General features: G+C 64.8%; 13 protein-coding genes. All 13 read right to left on the bottom strand.

Annotation, left to right across the window (positions count from 1 at the left end; genetic code table 11):
- Positions 1 to 2: 2 nt before the first annotated feature.
- A complete protein-coding gene (locus ACODTA_RS27800) occupies positions 3 to 494 on the bottom strand; it encodes a hypothetical protein (protein ID WP_489070635.1) in 492 nt (163 codons plus the stop codon).
- A complete protein-coding gene (locus ACODTA_RS27795) occupies positions 491 to 832 on the bottom strand; it encodes a hypothetical protein (protein ID WP_489070633.1) in 342 nt (113 codons plus the stop codon). Before ACODTA_RS27795 ends, ACODTA_RS27800 begins: the two co-directional genes overlap by 4 nt.
- Before the next feature lie 12 nt (positions 833 to 844).
- Positions 845 to 1,924: a hypothetical protein gene (locus ACODTA_RS27790; RefSeq protein WP_489070631.1), complete on the bottom strand. Its 1,080-nt coding sequence runs from the start codon at positions 1,922 to 1,924 to the stop codon at positions 845 to 847.
- A gap of 62 nt (positions 1,925 to 1,986) precedes the next feature.
- The gene (locus ACODTA_RS27785) at positions 1,987 to 2,802 is read right to left on the bottom strand and encodes a hypothetical protein (protein WP_489070629.1); all 816 of its coding nucleotides are present in this window, start codon (positions 2,800 to 2,802) and stop codon (positions 1,987 to 1,989) included.
- Positions 2,802 to 3,083, bottom strand: coding sequence for a hypothetical protein (locus ACODTA_RS27780; RefSeq protein WP_489070627.1), 282 nt, complete (start codon positions 3,081 to 3,083; stop codon positions 2,802 to 2,804). The genes ACODTA_RS27785 and ACODTA_RS27780 overlap by 1 nt, the downstream gene beginning before the upstream one ends.
- Positions 3,084 to 3,095: 12 nt before the next feature.
- Positions 3,096 to 3,314 (bottom strand): hypothetical protein, encoded by a 219-nt coding sequence (locus ACODTA_RS27775; protein WP_489070625.1) that lies wholly within the window; start codon positions 3,312 to 3,314, stop codon positions 3,096 to 3,098.
- Positions 3,314 to 3,718, bottom strand: coding sequence for a hypothetical protein (locus ACODTA_RS27770; protein ID WP_489070623.1), 405 nt, complete (start codon positions 3,716 to 3,718; stop codon positions 3,314 to 3,316). Before ACODTA_RS27770 ends, ACODTA_RS27775 begins: the two co-directional genes overlap by 1 nt.
- A 41-nt stretch (positions 3,719 to 3,759) precedes the next feature.
- Positions 3,760 to 4,059, bottom strand: a complete 300-nt coding sequence (locus tag ACODTA_RS27765) for a hypothetical protein (protein WP_489070621.1) — start codon at positions 4,057 to 4,059, stop codon at positions 3,760 to 3,762.
- The gene (locus ACODTA_RS27760; RefSeq protein ID WP_489070619.1) at positions 4,056 to 4,595 is read right to left on the bottom strand and encodes a glycoside hydrolase family 108 protein; all 540 of its coding nucleotides are present in this window, start codon (positions 4,593 to 4,595) and stop codon (positions 4,056 to 4,058) included. Before ACODTA_RS27760 ends, ACODTA_RS27765 begins: the two co-directional genes overlap by 4 nt.
- Positions 4,592 to 5,053: a hypothetical protein gene (locus tag ACODTA_RS27755; protein WP_489070617.1), complete on the bottom strand. Its 462-nt coding sequence runs from the start codon at positions 5,051 to 5,053 to the stop codon at positions 4,592 to 4,594. Before ACODTA_RS27755 ends, ACODTA_RS27760 begins: the two co-directional genes overlap by 4 nt.
- A 35-nt stretch (positions 5,054 to 5,088) precedes the next feature.
- Positions 5,089 to 5,613: a DUF4376 domain-containing protein gene (locus tag ACODTA_RS27750; RefSeq protein WP_489070615.1), complete on the bottom strand. Its 525-nt coding sequence runs from the start codon at positions 5,611 to 5,613 to the stop codon at positions 5,089 to 5,091.
- Positions 5,610 to 9,755, bottom strand: coding sequence for a carbohydrate-binding protein (locus tag ACODTA_RS27745; protein WP_489070613.1), 4,146 nt, complete (start codon positions 9,753 to 9,755; stop codon positions 5,610 to 5,612). Before ACODTA_RS27745 ends, ACODTA_RS27750 begins: the two co-directional genes overlap by 4 nt.
- The gene (locus ACODTA_RS27740; protein ID WP_489070611.1) at positions 9,756 to 13,883 is read right to left on the bottom strand and encodes a peptidoglycan DD-metalloendopeptidase family protein; all 4,128 of its coding nucleotides are present in this window, start codon (positions 13,881 to 13,883) and stop codon (positions 9,756 to 9,758) included.
- Between the last annotated feature and the right edge of the window lie 73 nt (positions 13,884 to 13,956).

Genomic DNA, 13,956 nt, shown 5'->3' with positions numbered 1-13,956 from the left:
CTTCAGGAAATCCGGGCTATCAGCCGGGGTTCGATTTTCAGGGATGTGGGACCGATGGCGGTACCGAGCCGCACGATCGAGCCGGAAGAGGGGACGGTCTGGGTAAGCAGGCCGTCGGAGCCGAGCCACACCGCGCCCGGGTTCCAGTTCCAGGCGGATTCTGTCATCAGACCCGAGACCTGAATAATGATGGCATCGCCCGCCGCCGCAGCGCCGAAGGTGATGCCGATGACGGTGTCTGGATCGATGTCGTCCTTGTCGGCGTGCAACGCTTCGCCGGCAGCGTTCACCCGTGCCGCGCGGTGGCCGCCCACGGCATCGGCTGCCGTCCGCGTGATCGTGCTGCCGGCCGCTGGACCGCGCGGACCGATGAGCGTTGCGATCGGCTCATTCGTGTTGAAGGCCGCCGCGAAGCTGTCCGTCCCGCCGCCCCGCCAGCGCAGCTCGATCGGCGAGGGCTCGGCTCGCCAGCGGATGGCGAGGATATCGGTCACGCGACCGCTTCCTCGATCACGATCCGCGGGGAGTTGCTTTTGACCACGCTGCCGTCGTCGAGCGTGAGTGAAGCGCCGGCATAGTAATTGCCCGGCGCCAGGTTCTCGCAGTCGGCGGCCGACAGGGTCGCAAACCAGCCGGCGGGGATATCTCCGCTCGCTTCCCGTTCCTCGACTGCTAGCGTCGCCGCTATCGGTTCGGACTCACCGGGGATTCGATCGGGTATGATGGCGCGCTTGAGCACGACATCAGCGTCGGCAACGAGCAGCGGATCTCCGGTCACGGCATCGAGCGCGAGGACGATGGTTTCGCCTCGCTGATATCTCCAGACGTTCATGTCGGTTCCTTGCTAAAGAATGACCTGCTCGAGCACGGCCCAATTGTGCATCGGATAGTTGAGACCCTGCCCTTCGAAGACGATTAGGTCGCCTTGGCTGTCGCGAAGGTTGCCCTTGCTCACGTCGGCGGTGTGGTCGGTCGGATCGCTGAATCCGTAGCACACGATTGGGTGATCGACCGGCGCCGAGGGGGTGATCCGCACCTTGTTCCCGCCGACAATGGAGACGCTCGAAATGGTGAGTGGGTTGTAGGATGCGTCAAACAGGTGATAACCCATGTTGGTCTGCGCTGGGACCGTTGTGGTGTCGAAGGTGAGAGCGCCGACCGGGTTATAGGTCAGTTCGATGACGCCGCCCGCGACCGAATGGCCGATGATGCGCAGGGGCTGCCAGTCTTCGTCGCCTTCTTCGATGATCCGTTGCCAGGCGAGCCCGAAATAGGCTCCAGCGATGTCACTGGCTGCCGGCGTTAGATGCACGCCGTCTGTGCGGGCAAGCTGGTAGATCGGCATCGCGACGCGGATGTTCGAATAGGTGTCAGACGCGGCGAGGTGCGCGAGCCCGATCTTCGGCCGGTCGAGCTGATAGGAGATGCACCAAACGTCCTCCGGTTGCCCGGTGATCGCCTTTACGTCCGCGTCGATCGTGCCCCGGAGCGTGTTGAGGTTCGCCGCATAGCTGTTGTTCGCGCCGTCTGCCTCGCCCTGCATCCAGAAGAAGGCCCGCAGCTTGTGCGCGAGCCCCAGCGCGTGCGCTCGATATCGTCCGTAGCGGACGTCATCCATGAACCGCTCGTAGAGCGCGCCGGGCTTGCTCAGCGCCGCAATCGCCGTCGCGCCCTGTCCTGGCGCCGAACCCAGAAAGCGCGAAGCCAGCCCGCGTTCCTTGAGCATCAGCGCAGCGCCGGATAGCGGCGTCTCGTAGCGCTCACCCCCCGTTGCGGCTGGCCCATGAGCCTCGACAAGAGGGACCAGGCTCGCGTGCTGCACCCAAGGTTCGGTGCCACCGTCCTGCGCACGCCCGCCGCCCGAGAACATGAGGCTGTCATGCGGCTGCGTGGTCAGGCGAACACTTTCGGTCCCCACACCCACTGATAGCGACTGGCCATAGCTGATCAGGTGCTCGATCCCGGCAGCCCCCTCAGCCTGGGGGCTCAGGGAAAAAAACCGATGGGTGCTCCTACCCAGGCCTCGACCGCCGCGAGCTCATCGGCGGAGAGCTGGCGATTGATGCCGAACGCTCGATAAATCGCGCCGGTCATCGGGATCGTCTCATTTGCGCGAGCGCCGAAATTGAAGGCGAAGTTGCCGAGATTACCACCGCCGAGGGGGCCAAGCCCATCGGTCAATGAGGGAACGACGCCATCTATGCGGGGCGAAATCTCGCCCGCTAGTGTCGCTTGTGAGATGTCCCAAACACACGTGGCCAGTCGCTCATAGGGACGGGAAATGGTCGCGGTCGTGCGGTTTCCAGTCGTCGAGTCTCCGCGTCCGCCGAAACTGATCGCGCCGGTCGTGCCGACTGACAAAAGGATCGATCCGACGTTGCCAACAGTGTTGATGTTGCTCGACGATTCCACGATCGCCGCTGTCGTTGAACCGGTGTTCCGGAAGGCTACGACCAGCGTGAATATGCTGCCGCCCGACAAGTTTATGGCAGCCGTCGCGAGGCGTGAGGTATTGAAAGTCCCTCGGTTCCCACCGGTGTTAAAGGTGGCGCGCCGTGCACTGGTCGCTTGGACAGCGGGAAAGCCGCATCCGCTCAGGTCGGCGACATATCCGTAGGGATCGCCATCCGCCGTAACGGCGCCAGATCCGTTGGAATTCTGAAAGAGCTTCGTCGGGTCGGTGTGATCATGGACGAAACCCTTCTCGCCGTTGACGAAGAAGGCAGCGGGATTGAACGCCGGTTCAGCAGCCGATCGCCGGCGGCGCCCGCCATACCCATAGGAATAGGGATAGCCGTACATCAGGCCAGCGTCCGGACCTTGATGACCTGGCCGGGCGCGACGTAACGCACGTCATCGCCGCCGGCGGCCCATGCTTCTCCCTTGGTGCCGTCGGGTGTCACATTGGCCGCGACGATCGAGATTTCACACGCTTCCTCGGTGACGATGCGGGCGATGCCGCCCCCGTCCGGCGTCACGAATGCTTGCGGTGTGCTGCTCGGCGTGAACTGCTGGCGATTGGAAAGCTGCGCGCCGAGAACGGACAGCGCGCCGACGCTATGGAAGGTGACTTTGCAGGGCATTGGGCTGGCTCCTTATCGCTTGGCGGCTTCGGCGAGCTTCGCCTGCAGCCGTGCATGGCCGTCGTCATTGTCCGCGCGGGCAAGCGCGAGCGCGTCCTTGAGCGCTTCCTGATCCTGGCCGTCGAAGCTGGCGATCGCCGCCTCGAACAGGCTGATCAGCGCCGGCGCCTGGCCAAGGATCGGCACGGCCTGGGCGATGCCTTCGAGCACCGTATAGAAATCGATCTTCATCAGTTCGCTCCGATCATGCTGGTGACGGCCTTCTCGACCTCGGGGAGGGCGGCGCGGAAACTGTTTGCGTTGCCGGCGTCGTAGATCGCGCGCAGCGCGCCGAGCTTCTGGAACGCGAACCGGTCGGCAGCAGCGATCGTCGACGCGAGTTTCCCGCGCACCAGACCGCTGTCGACGGCGAGCTCGACGGCCGATCGCGCGGCCTTGTAGACCCGCTCCAGGCGCAACATCGCCTGTTCGTCGGCGGTGGTGAGGTTGGCGATGGTCGCGGGGGCGGGGACCCCCGCCGCATCGGCCGCGCCGGCTGCGACGGTGCCTGCGGTGCGGATGCCGCCGCCAGAAGCCGTAAACGGCCCGCACGCCGTCAAGGCGAGCGCCAGCGTGGCGATAATCAGTCGCTTCATGGTCTTCTCCTGTGTGGATGCCGGGGCGCCGCCCGACGCGGTTACTTCCGGCCGCTACCGCCCTGAGTGGGGGGATCTGCTGGCGGACTTGCTTCGGCCTGGCGCTCCAATATGGATGCGTTGCGATCGGCGAGTTCGCCGCCACTTTTGGTCGCGGCATATGCCCAAGCGAGAGGGCCGCTATTCCAGCCGTTCAAGATGATTGCGGTCGCTATCACCTTGAAGAAGTCGTCGCGCAGCAAGGTCCGGTCGAACAGGATCATTGCGATGACGGCGAGGGTGAGCAGAAAGCTACCCAGGCCAATCCACCCGCGCGCGTCGGGCCAACCGGGCCCCTTCATGCGACCCTCGTCCGTATCCAGCCGTAGACGAAATCCTCGTTGGCCGCACGGGCGCGTGCGAGGTTCTTGTAACGCTCACCCTGCGAACATTTGAGCGCTTCGAACATGACCCGCTCAGCATCCGCGCCGCGCACCTTCAGATAGGTGCGGAACGTCGCAAGCGTGGCAGGGCCTACATCGCCATCTTCCTTGATGTCCGGGTAGAGCTTGCCCTGGCCATTGAAGGCGTTGAGCCATTCCTGAAACCAAAGCGCTGGAACGCCAGGCCCCATATTGACGCCCGTGTCGAACAGCTTCTCACCGACGATGGGGCTGATTTCTGCCACGGCGGCGAAGCCAGGGCGGATCGCATATTCATGGCGATAGATCGCTTTCGCCGTCTCGCGCGGCAGCGTCTTCATGGCGCCGGCATAGCCATTGCGGCGCGCGACGGCGGCGGTGATCCCCCACATCGTCTCTCCGCCGCGATCGGAAGGGTGGTTGGAATAACGGCCCTCCTTGCCAATCGTGGTTTCGATCATGCTTTCAATCGTCATTGCGTGTCCTCCGGTTCGAGAGTTGGGCGGGGGCGCAGCGCCGTGTATTCGGCGGGGGCCTTGCCGCTGATCGTGTCGTCGATGATGGCGGCGCCGGAGCGCTCGACCTGGATCTCCTCACGCACGGCCGCCTTGATCGCGTCCGCCTGCGATTTCAGCTCGGCGTCCACGCGCTGGAGGAACCGTGTGCGGATCAGGCGGATGAGGCGATCGGACGAGACGGCGAACAGGGCCGCCACTGTCGCGGCGGTGTGACCGCTTGCGCCCAGCCGCGCGACCGCTTCGGAAGCGAGCAGGGCAATCATACCGATCAGCAGTGCGTCTATGACGACCATCCGCGTCGTCACGCGCCGCCCTTCTCCCAGCGCCAGCGCATATTTGGCGGACGTGCCGAACAGCAGGCCGACGGCAATTGCCCCATATTTCGCGAGAAGAGCCTCGACCCAACCATTCATCATGTGCCCCAAACTCCAATTCGATTGTGGTGCGGTCGTCATGTCAGTCTCTCCGCCAGATCGGTCGGCACCGCTTCGAGCAGCGCCAGCGTGGTCACGCTTTCGTCGTAAATCTGGTCGCGCACGTCGCGCGCAGCGGCGCGGACCGCCTGTTCATGCGCAACGACAGCGGCCTTGATTGCGAGCATGGCGTCATGGTCGACCGGCTCGTCGCTATCGTCTGCGGTCGTGAACACGTCGCTCCAGCCAGCCGGGTCCGCGAGCGCGGCAGCCACGAGGCGGTCGATCGCGTTCAGGCTGTCGGGATCGGTATCGACGCGGCCGATCGGCGTGTCGCAGCCGCCGGAGAGGATCGCCGCGCGCTGCGCCTTCACATCATCCCAGATCCTCGAGCGCTCCCCCTCGAGGTCTTCGCACCATTCTTGCGCGTCAACGACCCAGATCCGCGGCAGATTCCAATGGCCAGCCGGTAGCTCGATCAGCGCCTCCGGCGGGTAGCCATCGGAAAACACGCGGTCCGCGACCCCGTCGGGCCCGACGATGAAGTGGGTGGGATGGCTCAAAGCTGCACTCCGCTGTTAAGGGCGAACAGCAGCGGTTGGCCGTAAATGTGGTTCGCAGTCGTACGATAGGCGATGATCCGCCACTCATAGTTCGTATTGTTTGTCAGGCCGGTGGCGCCAAATTGCAGCCGCATGCCGCGCGTGCCGAAATTGTCCGGGTCTTCGGCGGGGACAACGACCGTCGTTCCCAGCGAGTCGGTCCACGATCCGCCGCCGACGGCGCGATATTGAGCCTTGCAGGTGAAGCCCGCGCCCGTGCTGCCATAGGCATCTGCCGTGACGACACAGGCGAAATACCCAGAGATAATCCCTCCCGTCATCGAATTGATCGTGAGCGGGCCGGCGATCACCGTGTTCGACGTGTAATCGGGCGCGGTCAGGTCGAAGGACGTCGGGTTGCCCACCACGATTGTCGATGAACTGTCCGGTTGCGGCGGAGGCGCAAGCCTCACCTCGATCCGGGCAACTTCCGTCAGTTCCACCCCGTCATAGGCGCTCTTCACGCGTACCTGCGCGCCCGCGACGGTGAAGGTGCTTGCCGCCGGCGTCAGCGTCGCGAGCCCGGATGAGCCGAACGAGGCCGAGCAATCGTTGGTTTTGAGGATCGACCACGTTGCGGAACTCGACACATCGGCATTGCCGAACGAGCGATTGAACTTCAGCTTCACCGCCGATGGCAGGCCCGCGCCCTTCCAGTCGGCATTCAGCACGATCGTCCCGGACGGCGGCACAGTCACAGGTACGATGTTCGGGAATGCTCCCCGCGTTTGATCCGCCCCCGGCTGGGTGCGCTGGATATAGGGCGTCACGCCATGCGCCTGAGAGGAGGTGATGGTGCCGTGATCATCACGCCACCAGCCCACCTCGGCGAAGGCCGCGCCCGCCGGCGCATCGACAGGTGCCCCCACGATTTCCGGCCAGTTGCCGTTGCTCGCCGGGGTGAACGTGTTGCTCGTTCCGATGCGCGTGGTGCTGCCGACCTGCGTTCCCGCCAGGTTACGGAAGAGCACGTAGATCCCGAACATCAACGCGCCGCTGCCCTGCCCAACGCCGCCGCTGAACCCGGCCCAGAAGCGCTCGCCGTCCTTGCGGACGGGGATCTTGTCAGTGACCTTGTGGAAATACTCGGTGGTCGGCGACGTGGTCGACAGCACGCGCACGTAATTCTTGTATTTCCAGCCGTTGGTGTCGCCATTCGACAGCACCGCGAACGGCGCCGCCATCGCGCCGCCGACGAAGTTACGGTCGAGCGTATTCAGCAGCGGATCCGGCCATTCGTTATAGCCGGCGATCGGAACCGGCGTGCCGCTGACGGTGGCGGTATCCTCGCTGCTCCCGATATAGGCGCGGACCTGCACCGTCTGGGTCTGGCCGCGCGCCAACTCGAATTGGGTTTCCGTCATCGTGAGGACGTCCCCGACGACGGTTCCATAGGTCGCCAGCGGCGTTTTCAGGTTGTTCGCGCCATCGCGGACCTCGAACGTGACAGTGCCCGTTGGGAGGTTCTGCCGCATCGCCGTGAAATCGATGCTCTGGGATGCCGGCCAGATGAAGCCCTGGCCGTTATAGGTGATCGAATCCCGGGACTTCTTGATCTTGAGCCCGATCGCACTTGCGCCGTCGCCAACCTCAAGGATCTGCGCCTCGAGCGGGGTGCCGTCATATGCGGTGCCCGAACCCGACAGTGTGGCGACGGCCCGGACCTTGCCGGTCCCGTTCGCGCATGAAAGGAATTGCGAGCCCGACATCGAGAGCGTCACATTGCCCGTGCCGCTCACTGTCGCGTAGGTGGCGAGCGGCGTGCGCGCATTGCCGTTGCCGTCGAACAGCGTCCAGGTGATCGTCGCACCTGCCGCGAGCGCCGTGAATGCGGCGGTGATGACGGTGGTCTGGGTCGGCGGGTCGAGCGCGCCCGAGCCGTCCGTTCGAACATTGCTCGTGACCGGGCCCAAGGTCCACCAGCGCGGCTCCGGCACGACATATTTCCGGAGGTCCGCGCTTCCGATCGCGAGCGGCGCCAGGACGTTGCCGACATAGGCGCGGACATAGATGTAATTGCCCGCGCCGACGGCGCTGTTGAACTGGCTGGCCGTCATCGCCGTGGTCAAACCGGTGACATTCGAGAGATACGAGCTTGTCGGCGTCAGCTCGACACCCGCATCGTTGAAGACCTTCCATGTGATGGTGGCGGCCGAGCCGAGCGGAATTGCCGTAAAATTGGTCGTCTGGGTCGACGGTGCCACGGCGCCGGTCACGATCGAATAATTGATCTGGGCACGGTCGGCGATGACTTGGACCGACGCGGCGCCCTTCACGCGGCTGAGCGTGAAATCCTTCTCGATCGTGATGTTGCCGCCGCCGGGGTTATAGACCGCGCGGACACGATAGACCGCCGTCGCGGCGCCGATCGCTGTCACGCGGTAATAGCCCTTGGGCTGCCCGGCGACCGGCGTGTTCGTCGCCGTGTTCACATCGCCGGTGCAATTGGTCTCGCTCACCTCAGAAAGCGTCGAGGCCGCGGTGACGTCCGCGCCGCCATACATCACCTTGAGCGTACCGAGCGCGGCGGTGAAGTCGCCGTTCGCACCGTCGGCGTCCGTCGCGACTGACGCGGTCGGGTTCGATAGGACGATATCGATGACCGAGCTTGCGCGCAGCGCGAGGTTGGCATTCGGCGGCGGCGACCCTCCCGATGCCGTATGATCGGCGATCACGTCATAGCTGGCGCCGTTGTAGAAGACGTAATCGCCGACGACATAGGCGGTGCCGGCGGTCCAGTCCCCCCGGTTCACATTCCGCGTCGGGCCAGTGCCATAGGCGGCCCAATAGGTCGGGTTGGGCGGCGCGTTGCCTGACGTCGCCGTATCGTTGATGTAAAGATACCGCGCGCCGCTCGACAGGCTGACGATGTTGCCGTTCCGGTAGACCGTCGCGGCGTCATAGGTGCCCCGGTCGACCAGTTCGGCATCGAATGCGATCTCGTCGAAGCTGTGAACGCGCCAGGACCGCGCAGCGCCCATGACGATCCGCTTGTACGGTGGCGACACATCGCTCTCGACCGACCGAGACACGGCCGGAAGCTGTCGGCCTTGCGCATCGAGCGTGAGGGTCGGAGAGGACGTCGAGATCCTAGTGACGAACAGCTTGCCAGTCCACGACACGCCGGCCTGCGCGTTGCAGGGGAGCGCAAGGTCGCGAGCCAGTTCAAGAACGGTGATCTGCTCAGTGAGGTGAAGCCCTATCCGGCCGACATTCGGCAGCGTGGAGAGCGCCGTATCGAGGGCCGCCAGCGAGACCGCATCGAGATCGCCCGACGAGATGCCAGCGCCCGTTGCGATCCTGGTGATGATCTCGCCTGTGCGCCGGCGCCAGGTGCCCCCGAAATTGTCGCCGTCGACGTCGGCGGTGATGACACCATAGGGCGGGGCGCCCAGCCTGATCAGCCCGGATGCGAGACAGGTCGCCCACCGGCCTGCGGGGATCGCGGCTGCCACGAGGGCGGCATAGTTCGCATAGTCACCGAAGGATGCGCCGAAGGTCGCGCCGCGCTCATAGAGGGCGTTTACGGCTTCTATCGGGCCATAGGCTGAGACCTGGAAGACCGAGTCGACCGAGTTGATCAGGATCGGCTCGACATTGAAGCACCGGCCCAACAGCCACGGCTTGGGTTTCCCCTTAAGATCCGCGCCGCCTTCAATGCCGGTCGTCCCCGCGTAAGTGGAGGAGAGCACGTCCTTCTCGAAGGTCGAGGTCTTCACCTCGGCCGTCAGGCGGAGCGTGTCGCCCTGCGCCTCATAGCGGGTAATCTCCCCGACGAAGCGGACCGGCCATGGCCAGGCGTCGCCAGCGTTGCCCGAATAGAAGGTGATGTCGGCGCCCTGCCATAGATAGCCGCGCGCCGCGGGGTCCTGCTTGGCGAGCGCGTCCATCTGCAGCACGAACGCCGCACTCCCGGGCACGACCGCGCTCGTGAAGTCGCCGTCGAAGAGCTGGATCGCGAATGTCGGGCTGGACGAGATCGCGGGCCACCACACCTGATTGTTCAGGCCGGTGATGCTGCGGATCTGCGCATTTGCGGCGCGCAGCGTTACCCTCGTCCCGCTCGCTGGATTGAGCGGGGCGAGTTCAGCGAGGATCAGCATTTAGAAGTTCGCGATGTTCTGGAAATAGATGTCGTCACCGCCACCGCCGAGCCCTTGGAGACGGATGAGCGTCCCCAGGTTCTGGTTGGTGGCGCTGAGCTGCGCGACGATCGAAGCCGCCATGCGGTCGATCGCACTCGTCACGGGGGCATTGTCCACCGTCAGCGAAAGGTCGGCGGCCTTGAAGATGCTGTCGCGCGCCGCCGAGATCGACGTGACGTTCTCGACGCCCGAGATAGCCGACTTTGTCAGCGCCGTGATCTCGTCGAGCAGCGCGAAATAGTCCGCGCCGCTGCCGCTGATCTGGCGCTGGATGTCGAGCAAGGTCTGAGACGCGGCGGCGAATGCGTCATAGGCCGTCTGGTCGCCGGCAGCGACACGGGCGCGCAGCGGATCGAACTCGGCGAATGCGGCGGCGCGGCGATCGCGCAGGGACCGGCCATTATCGCCGACCGTCAGCTCACGCAGCAACTCCTTGAGCGAGCCGATCGTGCTCTCGGCGGCTTCCTCGATCGCCTTCTTGCGCTCGATCCCATAGAGCTTTTCGAGATCCGCCATCTCCTCGGACGAAGCGCCCGCCTCCTTGGCGATCTTCATCAGGTTCTTGAATTCCTTGTCGAGCGCATCGAGCGCGGCGCCGACCGGGTCGGTGTAGGATTTCAACCTGGTGAAGATGCTTTCGAACTTAAGTGCCTTGTCCAGGCCCGCCTCGAGATCCTTCGCGTTGGTGAGGAGCCGCTGGGTGCCGGCACGCAGCCCTTCGAGCACGCCGTCCTTGATCAGGTCAAGCGTCGCATATTTGACAGCCGCCTCGACGTCCGACCCGAAATCGATCGCGCCCCGGCTCGTCTTCGTGATGCCGGAACCAGTCACGTCGACGCGGGCATTCTTGTCGCGGAAGCCTATCGAGACCGAACCTCGGCTGGCATTGACGGTCGCGCCCAGCGCTTCGGCGATCCGCTCGATCGATGTCAGCGCGGATCCCGCATTGTCGTTTGCGGCCTCGCGCAGCTTTTTCGACGATCCGGACAGACCGGTGACGACGAGTTCCCCGTTGGCGCCGACGCCGATGGTCGCCGAACCGGTCGGCGTCTTCTTGAAGGCTCCGCCGACGACAGATCCAAGGATCCCGCCGATGATCGAACCGATCGGGCCCGCGACAGCGCCGCCGATCGCGCCGCCGAGCTGCGACCCGAGTTTGCTGCCCTTCACGCCCAGGACGTCGGTGAGCCCTTTACCGATTGCTCCGCCAAACTGTGCGCCGGCGACAGCCGAACCGAGCGCCTGGCCGACCTGCGCCGACATCGGCCCATCGCCGAAGACCTTTTTGAAGATACCCTTGAGGTCGGTGCCGAATTTATCGATGCCCTTCGAGAAGCCGTCGCCGAAGCCCGGGTTAATGGCACGCATCACCTGGTAGTTTTTGCGCGGGTCGGCGGCAGGGCTGCCGTCGGCGTTGATGTCGGCACCGAAGGTCAGATACCGCTTCGAACTGGCGCCGCTCAATAGCGTGAGAGCGCCGCCAAGGCGGCCCCCGACCGAATTGTAATTGCCGGTCTTAGAGCCCTCCATGATGCCGAGGATCGAAGCGGCGAGCGATCCAATCCGACCACCGAAGACCTGCGCGATCGCCTGCGCGGCGGCCAGTCCCTCGTCGCGGAACGCCTGCGCACCGGCGCGACCGGCACTTACCATGCGATCGGAGATGTCGTCCGTCGCGAGCTCGATGTCGGCGCCATACTGCTCGAGCACGCGCTGGTTCGCTTCCTGCTCGGCGCGCGCCGCATCATCGATGCGCTTAAGCGCGAGGCGATACCGATATTGTTCGGCTTCCTCGGCGGACAGGCCGCCGCCGGCTTTGCCGACCGCTTGAAGGCTTGCGATTTTTGCCAGAGTTTCCGCGTAGCGCTCGGCGGCGGCGCGCACGGGGTCGAGCTGGCCAAGGACGCCTTCGAGATCCTTGCGGAGATCTTTCGCGGCCTGCGCCGCTTCGCGCTCCGCCTTTTCCAGCGCCGCGATCGAATCGATGCCGAACTGTCCACCGCGCGGATCGACGGCCTTCCCGTTCTGGTAGACGCCGTAGTGGAGGTGGTTGCCCGTGCTGTTACCGGTGCTGCCGACGCGCCCGATGAGGTCGCCCTGGCGCACGATCTGGCCTTCCTTCACGACGGAATTGTCGGACAGGTGGCCGAACCGCGTTGTCGTGCCGGCGCCATGGTCGATCACGACATATTTGCCGAGCTTGGGGTCGAAGCCGATCGCCTTGACTGTTCCGACCTGCGGGGCCTTCACGGCGCTACCGAACGGCGCGGCGATGTCGATGCCCCGGTGATTCGTCGATGCGCCCTCGATCGGCGCCGCGCGCGAGCCGAAGCCGGAGGTGATGCGGCCGTTCACGGGCAGGATGAATTCTGCGAGATCGCCGCGAACGGTCTTGTTGGCGGCGCGTTCGGCTTCACGCTGGGCATCCAGCGCGGATTTCCGCTGTTTTTCGATGCCAATAAGCGTCCGCTCGAGCGATGCTGACAGCTTGTCGTTTCCGCGTGCAGCAGCGACAGCGGCATCGGCCATGTTGTCGTACTGGCGATTGATCGCAGCAAGGGGGTCAACGGCGGCCTTAGCTGCTGGCACCGCGAGTTCTGCATTGAAATTGCGGATGTTCTTTTGCAGCGTCTGGATGATGGCATCCTGTTCGCTAAGTCGGCGCCGTTGAATTGAGCGCGCGGTAGCTTCGGTAAGCCCGCTTTGCCCTTCGCCCTGCAGTGGATTGGCGCGGCCCATCTCCGCGACCAGTTCTTGACGTTTCTGCACGGCTGCGGCGAGATCGCCCTCCGCTTTCCTCTTGTTTGCGCGTATTGCGGTCTCGGTCTTCTCGGCCGCTCGATCCTGCTCCTCATTGTAAGCAACCAGCGCCTTCCGGGCTTCGTCGGTTGCGTATCTGGAGCGGTCGAGAGCATCGCTCAGCGACAGAGTTTTTCCCTGGGTCTTATCACTGGCTGAGCCCACGCCGAGCAGGGACTCCGCCAAAAATGCCGCGCCGGTCGCCGCACCTAGTACGATGAAGCCCCAGGGGCCCGATAGCCAGGTGCCGAAACGTCCCAGGGTGCTGAGCGTCTTGTTGGTTGACCCCTCGAAGCCGCTCAGTGCGAAACCAAGCTGCGGAATCTGCTGAGCGAAGATCACGGCGGCGCGTTGACCTGAGGCAAATCCGACCGTCGCGTCCTGCAATTGTTGCCCGACCTGGATCAACGCGAACCGCTGACGCCCCAGCCCGCCGGTCATTTCCTCGAAGGTGCGACCTGCGCCCGCAACCTGTGTCGCCGTACCCTGCAACGCCTGGCGCGCGAGCTGCTGCGCCTGCGCATATTCGCGGGTGGAGATCGCACCCGCCTCAAGCAGCCGATCGGCCGTCACCATCTCGCGGTCGAAACGCTGCTGGGCCGCATACATCGGGTCTAGCTGGTTGCGCAGGTTCGCCGCAGCGCGCGCGTAATCGTCCGCCTCGCGAGCGGCAGCCTCGAATACGGCGGCCGACGCAGCGGCGTTCCCCGCCGAGCCGCGGAGCCCCGGCGCGAAGGCCGAGTTGATGCCCGACTGGAAGTTGCGAGCATTCACTTCCGCGCGGGCCTGCGCCGCCTGTTCCGCATAGAGCGCCCGATAGGACTGCGCGAGCCGGCTGTTCCGGTCTGCGGTCGCGTCGAGCGCCGTCTGGAGCCTGGTGTAGGTGGCCACCTGGGCGTTCGCCTGCGCCGTCGCGCGCTCGGCCTCGATCGACTGAGCGCTCAGCGCCTGGATGTAGCTGCGCGTCTGGGCGCTGGTGTCGCCCGTCTCCTTGGCAAGCAGTGTGGCGGTGCGAAGGAGGTTCCGAACCGATTGCTCGTACGCCGTTGCTTCTGCCGCCGCCTGACGGAACTGCCCGACATTCAGGTTGAGGGCGCCGTTCGTGCCCAGGCCGGCGGCCATGGCGCGCTGCACCGTTTGGCCGATCTCGCCGAATGCGCCCTCGAAGATCTGACGCGTGCGATTGGCCGACGACTGCGCCGCCCTTTCGAACGCTGGAAAGCCGCCGGCAGAGTCGTCGTACGTCGCGCGAATGAACGCGGGAAATACGGTCGAGTCGTCCGTCACTCAGTTTCCTTTCGCCAATAAAAAAGCCGCCCGGTTTCCCGAGCGGCTTCGTTGCCTTCGAATTGTGATCGGT

Source organism: Sphingomonas sp. FG14 (assembly GCF_057809675.1).
This window is presented reverse-complemented; position numbering and strand designations above follow the sequence as displayed.

Excerpts from the sequence above, each read along its gene's own strand:
- ACODTA_RS27785 (WP_489070629.1), bottom strand. The coding sequence starts at position 2,802 with ATGTACGGCTATCCCTATTCCTATGGGTATGGCGGGCGCCGCCGGCGA.
- ACODTA_RS27745 (WP_489070613.1), bottom strand. The coding sequence starts at position 9,755 with ATGCTGATCCTCGCTGAACTCGCCCCGCTCAATCCAGCGAGCGGGACG.
- ACODTA_RS27765 (WP_489070621.1), bottom strand. The coding sequence starts at position 4,059 with ATGAAGGGGCCCGGTTGGCCCGACGCGCGCGGGTGGATTGGCCTGGGT.
- ACODTA_RS27760 (WP_489070619.1), bottom strand. The coding sequence starts at position 4,595 with ATGACGATTGAAAGCATGATCGAAACCACGATTGGCAAGGAGGGCCGT.
- ACODTA_RS27770 (WP_489070623.1), bottom strand. The coding sequence starts at position 3,718 with ATGAAGCGACTGATTATCGCCACGCTGGCGCTCGCCTTGACGGCGTGC.
- ACODTA_RS27795 (WP_489070633.1), bottom strand. The coding sequence starts at position 832 with ATGAACGTCTGGAGATATCAGCGAGGCGAAACCATCGTCCTCGCGCTC.
- ACODTA_RS27755 (WP_489070617.1), bottom strand. The coding sequence starts at position 5,053 with ATGATGAATGGTTGGGTCGAGGCTCTTCTCGCGAAATATGGGGCAATT.
- ACODTA_RS27780 (WP_489070627.1), bottom strand. The coding sequence starts at position 3,083 with ATGCCCTGCAAAGTCACCTTCCATAGCGTCGGCGCGCTGTCCGTTCTC.
- ACODTA_RS27775 (WP_489070625.1), bottom strand. The coding sequence starts at position 3,314 with ATGAAGATCGATTTCTATACGGTGCTCGAAGGCATCGCCCAGGCCGTG.